The 7,485-nt window shown below is 50.2% G+C and carries 5 protein-coding genes; 1 reads left to right on the top strand and 4 read right to left on the bottom strand.

The genetic code is table 11. The annotated features are described in order from the left end of the window. Positions 1–43 precede the first annotated feature (43 nt). Together T360_RS0111440 and T360_RS0111445 are read right to left on the bottom strand one after the other, a co-directional pair. Positions 44–1,636, bottom strand: a complete 1,593-nt coding sequence (locus tag T360_RS0111440) for a RagB/SusD family nutrient uptake outer membrane protein (protein WP_028912908.1) — start codon at positions 1,634–1,636, stop codon at positions 44–46. Positions 1,637–1,657: 21 nt separating this feature from the next. After that, entirely contained in the window at positions 1,658–4,843 is a 3,186-nt protein-coding gene (locus T360_RS0111445; RefSeq protein WP_028912909.1) for a TonB-dependent receptor, read from the bottom strand. A 184-nt stretch (positions 4,844–5,027) separates the two neighbouring features. On the opposite strand from T360_RS0111445, the gene T360_RS0111450 reads away from it, so the two are divergent. Continuing rightward, positions 5,028–6,611, top strand: a complete 1,584-nt coding sequence (locus T360_RS0111450) for an Ig-like domain-containing protein (RefSeq protein ID WP_028912910.1) — start codon at positions 5,028–5,030, stop codon at positions 6,609–6,611. Between the two features lie 75 nt (positions 6,612–6,686). On the opposite strand, the gene T360_RS0111455 is transcribed toward T360_RS0111450, so the two are convergent. Together T360_RS0111455 and T360_RS0111460 are read right to left on the bottom strand one after the other, a co-directional pair. Further along, a complete protein-coding gene (locus T360_RS0111455) occupies positions 6,687–7,019 on the bottom strand; it encodes a hypothetical protein (RefSeq protein ID WP_028912911.1) in 333 nt (110 codons plus the stop codon). Positions 7,020–7,022: 3 nt separating this feature from the next. Then, on the bottom strand, positions 7,023–7,271 hold the full coding sequence (locus T360_RS0111460) for a hypothetical protein (RefSeq protein ID WP_028912912.1): 249 nt from the start codon (positions 7,269–7,271) through the stop codon (positions 7,023–7,025). Between the last annotated feature and the right edge of the window lie 214 nt (positions 7,272–7,485).

The raw sequence follows: 7,485 nt of genomic DNA on the forward strand, positions 1-7,485 counted from the left end.
AAAACTTGAAGGTGGCTTTTTTTGTATCTAACATCATTGCGCCCTAGTAGCCAGGGTTCTGTTTGAGTTCAAATGCTGTACCCTTGGTGGCGTCAATCTCTGCTTGTGGAATAGCCACGTATCTGTTGTTGGGCTCCCAGTCGCGCGAGGTGTTCAAGCCTGGCACGTTGTCCACGTGCAGCACGCTGGTGATGCCCCAGCGCACCACGTCGTAGTAGCGATGCCCTTCGCCCACAAACTCCAGATGGTTCTCCTGCTGTATGTTCTCCAGCGTCAGTGCCACGCGGTGGTTCTTGTCGCCAAACGCACGATCGCGCACCTGGTTCAAGCAGTCAGCACCGCTCACACCATCGATATCGCCAGTGGTCAGCGTCAGCTCAGCATAAGCCAGCAGCGTCTCAGCATAGCGGAAGATGCGCAGGTTGTTACACCAGTTCGTGTCGCCAGTACCTGTAGGTTTGTGATAGCCTGTGCGTGCAGCATATTTCCCCAGGAAGAAACCCGTGTCCTGGAAGCGCATGGTGTAAGATGCTCCCCAAGGCGTTTTGTTCACATCCCCCGCGGTGCCACCAGTAGCATCGCCACGCAGGTCGCGTATCGAAGCATCACGCCGCTGGTCGCCCTCCTCAAACATGCTGTATGCCTCAGGGCGCACAGGTCCGAATCCCCATCCACCTTCAAACCCCGTATCGCCAACCAGTCCGTTAGGCGAGATATAGGTGGGTAGGTTAGAGCCGCCATTCTCCCAGGCACTGTAAAAATCTTTTGTGCCAGGCAGATTGTTTGCCTCGAAGATTGATTCCGAACAGAATTCACCCTCCTGCAGCCACATGCCCGCATAGTCGGTCATCAGTGCATATTGGCCACTTTTGATGATAGCAGCCAGTCCCTTGGCAGTCTCCTGATATCTGGCCTGATCCTTCTGATACATCACCGCACGTGCTTTCAGCATATAGGCAGCAGCCAGACTGGCGCGCCCGTTATTCTCGCCATCGTTGGTGTTCATCTCAGCATCAGTGAAGTGGCCGATAGCCCCCTCCACGTCTTTGATAATCTGCGCATACACCTCGTCGGGCGTCAGCTGTCGGCACACGTATGGCGGTTCAAAGAGCGTCTCCTGGAAAGGCACAGCCCCAAAACTGCGCCACAGCATATACAGATAGAAAGCCCGCAGGAAGAGTGCTTCGGCCTTATATTTCCGGATGAGAGTTGTCTCAGCCGGATTGTTGGTTGCAGCCGTTTCAATCAGTCCGAGCACACTGTTCACACGCGTGATGCCCGAGGTATAGATATTCCATGTGCCGTTCAGCGTCAGGTTGCCGCTGGTGTTAAACATTGCCACAGCCATGTTCATACCGTTCATACCATCACTGGCATCGCCGCCGCCCTTCCAGAGGTCGTCCGACTGTATGTCGCCAATAAATACCGACGACTCGTAAGAGGCATTAGGAAACGATTCGAAGTTCAGAATCTGATACGATGCAGCCAGTCCCGAGTTGATGTTCTGCACGTCGCCAGCAGCCCCGGCAGCTCCCTGTGTCGTAGGCTCTGTGTGCAGAAATGAGTCGCCACACGCTGTGAGCGCCATACCTGCCGTCATAGCCGCTACTGCCATATATAATTTGATGATTTTCATTGTCGTATATAGTTATGTGAATTAGAATGCAACGTTAGCCCCAACAGTGATGGTTCGCGCCTGTGGGTAGATACCCTTGTCAACACCCAGCGTGGTGTAGTCGCCCGATGCCAGTTCAGGTTCAAATCCCTTGTAGCTGGTGAAGGTGAGCAGATTCTCAGCCGCCACATACACACGCAGGCGCTGGATAGAAACCAGTCGTGTGAGCTTGGCAGGCAGTGTGTAGCCTATCTGCGCGTTCTTCAGGCGCAGATACGAACCATTACGTATATAGAGGTCCGACGATTTCCAGTTGCCATTCGGGTTGGCCGATGTCATGCGTGGAATCCTGTTGGATGTACCTTCCCCATGCCAGCGTTCCAGAATCCACGACGGACGGTTCATCGCAGGCACATCACCACGCTGTGCAAAGTCGAAGATATCATTTCCAAGTGTGCCCTGCCAGGCAAAGTTCACGTCGATACCTTTCCACTCAGCCCCGAACGAGAAACCATACGTCCAGTCGGGCATGCCCTTTCCAATCTTCGTACGGTCTTCGTCGCTGATTTTTCCATCCCCATTGAAGTCAACGAAGCGCACATCGCCAGGGTGCGCTGATGGCTGCAGCTCCTCGCCCTGAGCGTTCACGTAGCTGTCCACCTCCTGCTGGTTCTGGAACAGCCCATTCGTCTTGTAGCCATAGAAGTAAGGCCAAACCTCGCCGTTCTTAGCATGCACATAGTCGCCCACGCCCGATGCTCCGGCGCTCTCGTAGTTCTGCTCGCCCGAAGCGTTACCCAGTTCTATCAGTTTGTTTCTGGCAAACGATGCGTTCACATTGATCCAGTATGCGAAGTCCTTGATGCTGTCTTTCCATCCCAGCTCAAACTCCAGTCCCCAGTTCTCCATCGTTCCCAGGTTGCCATAAGGCTTCTCCTGCCCGATGTAAGTAGGCACGTTCAGCTCAAACAGCATGTCGGTTGTTTTCTTATAGTAGTAATCAAACCCGAACGTCAGTCTGCTGCTTAGGAATCTCATGTCGAAACCAATGTCAGTCTGTGTAGAAGTCTCCCATTTGATGTCAGGGTTGGCAGCGCGTGCAGGCGATGTGCCATACACCATTTTTCCCGCCTCCATACCAGGTTGGGTAGGGTCGGGGTTCACCACGTAGCTTCCGCCGAAGTAGTAGTTCTGTCCGCCGTTCATCAAGGCGCGATAAGTGAAGTCGGGTATATGCTCATTACCATTCTGTCCCCAGCTGGCACGAATCTTCAGCACGTTCCACCAGGCAGGCTTCAGTTTCTGCAGGTAAGGTTCGTTCCACACGTTCCAACCCAGCGAGAACGAAGGAAACGTACCCCACTTGTGGTTAGGACCGAAGTGCGAGCTGCCATCACGCCGCATGGTGAACTGCACCATATAGCGCTCCGCAAAGTTATAGTCGATACGTCCGAAGTAAGAAGCCAGCGAGGTGTGCGTCACGCCACCATTGCCACCCCATACAGCCGATTGCGTCTCAGGTGCGATGGCCGAGTCGATATGAGCGTGCGTAGGATTATGGTCGAACAACTGCGAGTCGCTACCACCCAGATTGCGTGATTCATAGCGCGACGCCGACTGTCCCAGCACGATATTCAGATTGTGCCCTTCAGCAAAAGTCTTACTGTAGGTGAAGTAGTTCTCCGTCTGCCAGCGCAGACCGCGATTCATCTGGCTCTCCACCCAGCTCTGGTCAGTGTGCGTCATGGTGCCAAGATAGTCCTCGTAGCCATAGCCATCGTACCCCCAGAAAGCCAGGTCGATACCATAAGTACTGCGAAATTTCAGTCCCGGCAGGATGTCGAGTTCAGCATAAAATGAGCCCACTATCTTGTCAGAGTTATTCTTGCCAGCGCTGGGCCTGTTCAGCTGAGCCAGCGGATTCGTAAGCTCCTGAAATCCCGATGGCGGCAGCGAGAACACATGTCCGTTCTTCGTCACCGCATTCGGATATTCTGCCAGAATCTGTGCCGCCTCAGTGTCAGAGGCATAAGGCGCTATCAGCGGTGAGAAAGCGATGGCACTGCCCAGAATCGAGCCATACTCAGAGTTGGTCTCGATACCCGTAGATGTGTCGCGCGTATAACCGATGTTCACGCCCACCTTCAGTTTGTTCAGATAGTTGCGCGTGGTTTCTTCAAACACTGTGTAGGTAGAGTTGCTGCGCGCGCTCAGTCGCTCGTAGTTCGATAGCCCATAGTCGCCACCCACGATACCCTCTTGCTTGAAGTAACCTACAGAGAGGAAGAACGTAGCCTTCTCGCTGCCACCGTTGATGCTCAGCTGGTGCTGCATCACAGGCGCGTTGTAGTTGAAGGTCTCCTTCTGCCAGTTGGTGTCAGGGCCATGATAGTTATTGATATAGTCGGCCGAGTAGCGTGGCGCATTGCCATCGTTCACCAGTGCCTCGTTCATAATCGTCATATACTCCTTGGCATTCAGCACCGCCTTCTCCCTCCAGGGATTCTGCCAACCGTAGCTGAAGTCATAGCTGATGCTTGTCTTTCCAACCTTACCACTCTTCGTTGTCACCAGCACCACGCCGTTGGCAGCTCTGCTACCATAGATAGCTGCCGATGCTGCATCCTTCAGAATCTCCACCGACTCTATATCCGTAGGGTTCAGGTAGTTGATACCACCATCCACAGGCATGCCGTCAACGATATACAGCGGATCAGAGCTGTTCACCGATCCTATACCACGAATGCGCACTTTCGAGTCAGAGTTAGGCTGTCCCGACGACTGCGTGATCTGCACGCCCGACACCTTTCCCTTCAGTGCATCCTCAATACGCGATGGCTTGGTCAGGTTCAGGTCGTCGCCGCCCACTTTCGAGATGGCAGCCGTCACCACGCTTTTCTTCTGTACGCCGTAGCCCACCACCACCACGTCCTGCAGCATTTTCGTATCCTCGTGCAGCGTTACTTTCATGTTGCTGGTAGCTTTCAGCTCCTGAGTCAGATAGCCTATATAGCTAACGACGATAGTGGTTCCCTCGTTCACGTTCAGCGTAAACTCACCATTAAAGTCAGAGATTGTTCCGTTCTGCGGGTTACCCTTCTCAACAATCGAGGCGCCTATCACGGCATCTCCCAGATTGTCAATCACCGTACCAGATATTCCTTGGGCCCAAGATGCCGTTGTCACCATCAGTACCAGCAACATCATGATTAGCCTGTTTTTCTTCATATTCCGATTATATCAAAATTAGTTAATACTCAGATTGCACTTACAATAGGTTTTATGGTGCAAATATACGCAAAAATTGTGAAACTCCAAACTTTTTGCAAAAATATTTGGAATGTAAACAAAATTTTGTAACTTTGCAGCCGAGTGTTTAATTAACTTATTAAAGACATTACTATTTATCAACATGAAACGTGTATTCCGACAGATGTTAGGGTGGAGCCTGATGCTGGCGTTGCCCTTGATGATGACCAGTTGCGAGTGGTTTTGGGATGTTATCGACAACCCCATCACGCCAGCTCTGCATGTATCTAAAGTCAACGTGACGATGAAGGTGGGCGAGAGCCTGCCCCTGCGCGCCAACACGCAACCGCATGTGGTGCTGCTCTATGCCTCGGCCAATCCAGCCGTGGCCACTGTTGATGCCGAGGGCGTGGTTACTGCCATAGCCGAAGGCACCACCACTATCACCATCAAAGCCCAGGGCGAAGATGAGTACTACCGCACCGAAATCTTCGGCGAGAACACCAAGACGGTTGAGGTGACGGTGACTAAGAAGGAGGGTAGCATCAGCTTTGCTACTGCCGATTTTACCAAACATGTAGGTGATGCAGCCTTTACCAATCCAATCACTATCGTAGGTGATGGAACGGTTAGCTATTCATCTGATAATGAAGAAGTGGCTAAAGTTAACCCAACCACAGGCGAAGTAACTATCGTTGGTAAGGGCTTAGCAACCATCAAAGCCAGCACCATTGATACAGATTTGTTTGCCTATAAGACAAAGACAACCCAATACACGCTAAAGGTATATCGTTTCATCGATCTTTCTACGCTTACATCCGATTTCACAGCAGAGAATTATGACGCACTCACAGGCACCCTGGCCGGCAACTACAAGATTAGCATAGCCGCTGGTGCCAATGTAGAGCTGAAGAATGTCACCATCAATGGTGTGAACGACGTGGCTTATAAATGGGCTGGCCTTACCTGCTTGTACGATGCCAACATCACCATTACTGGTGCTAATAGTGTTAAGGGATTTTATGAGAATTTTCCCGGCATTCAGGCTGGTCCCGTGGGCACCACGCTCACCATCAGTGGCACAGGCTCGCTCACTGCCACCGGCGGTGATTTTGCAGCAGGCATTGGCAGCGGTTTCAATGGCTCCTCATGCGGCCATATCACCATCAGTGGCGGCACGGTTACTGCCAGTTCTAGTAAGTATGGTGCCGGCATCGGCAGCGGTTATGCTGATTCCTCATGCGGCAATATCACCATCAGTGGCGGCACGGTTTATGCCAGTTCTAATGAAGATGGTGCCGGCATCGGCAGCGGTTATTATAACTCCTCATGCGGCAATATCACCATCAGTGGCGGCACGGTTTATGCCAGTTCTAATGAAGATGGTGCCGGCATCGGCAGCGGTTACGATGGCTCCTCATGCGGCGCTATCACCATCAGTGGCGGCACGGTTAATGCCAGTTCTGGTCAATATGGTGCCGGCATCGGCAGCGGATTAGGTAGCACCTTTGGCAGTATCAGCATTACCGCAGGCATCACCCAGGTTCAAGCTACTAGAAACGACTCTTATGCCTGGCCGATAGGAAAAGGAGATTCTGACCAAGGCAGCACTGGCGCTGTGACCATTAACGACGTAACCGTAACCAGCAAAGATTGGGATGGCACGGGATTGACCGACCTGAATTTCGCCACCTCAAGTACAGATGGCGACAACCTTATCTGGACGCTTACCCCTAAGGTGCCCTAAATCACAGCCTCTAACATACAAAAACCCCGCTCTACTATAATGCCAGAGCGGGGTTTTATTTTAATATCTTCCAAATTATTTAAGACCTCGAATAAGTTCGTCAATGTATTTTTCTGATACATTGGAAATCTCTTTTTTATCGTATATGGTGAGTAGGTTAATGCATGTGTTTGTTACATCAATAACCACATTCAGAGTAATAACTCGTAGACCACCGCGCTTACCGCGACCTTTACTCTTCACTCCGAGGCGAATTTTACGTTTCCCCCCACCAAGAGATACGCCTATTTCAGGATTCTCTATTAAGTCATGTTGCAGTGTGTTAAGATCATCAGCCAAAGATTTGTAGTGTTTGGCAAGGCGTTTCAGTTGACGATAGAATTCTTCTGTATAGTTGAATGTTACCATAGATTATTCAGCCTCAGTTCTCAATTCATCTATTAAACTATCAAGGGAAGAAAGATCCTTTCCAGCAAACTTTCCTTCCTGAGCCTGTTTGTAGCCTTGAGTAATTGTATTTGTTATAAATTGTTTTTCCTTTTCAGCAATAGTATTATCAGCGACAAACTTATCAATTGTCACTCCTTTGATTGCTCCAAGGATTTGCTTTAATCCTGGAATAAGACTTTTGTCTTCGATGTTCAAAATAAGTTGTGCCATAATTCGTATTTTCTTGTTTATGGCGGCAAAGTTATGAAAATAAACTGAAATAACAAAATATATATGGAAAAAATCAATGTAAGATATATTTTAATACCTTCCAAACTTTTTGCAAAAAAATTTGGAATGTAAACAAAATTTTGTAACTTTGCAGCCGAGTGTTTAATTAACTTATTAAAGACATTACTATTTATCAACATGAAACGTGTATTCC

The organism is Prevotella sp. MA2016, from assembly GCF_000619825.1.
Classification (GTDB): Bacteria; Bacteroidota; Bacteroidia; order Bacteroidales; family Bacteroidaceae; genus Prevotella.

What these genes read in the sequence shown, in the direction of transcription:
- T360_RS0111455 (WP_028912911.1), bottom strand. Translation starts at nt 7,019, where the DNA reads ATGGTAACATTCAACTATACAGAAGAATTCTATCGTCAACTGAAACGC.
- T360_RS0111445 (WP_028912909.1), bottom strand. Translation starts at nt 4,843, where the DNA reads ATGAAGAAAAACAGGCTAATCATGATGTTGCTGGTACTGATGGTGACA.
- T360_RS0111450 (WP_028912910.1), top strand. Translation starts at nt 5,028, where the DNA reads ATGAAACGTGTATTCCGACAGATGTTAGGGTGGAGCCTGATGCTGGCG.
- T360_RS0111460 (WP_028912912.1), bottom strand. Translation starts at nt 7,271, where the DNA reads ATGGCACAACTTATTTTGAACATCGAAGACAAAAGTCTTATTCCAGGA.
- T360_RS0111440 (WP_028912908.1), bottom strand. Translation starts at nt 1,636, where the DNA reads ATGAAAATCATCAAATTATATATGGCAGTAGCGGCTATGACGGCAGGT.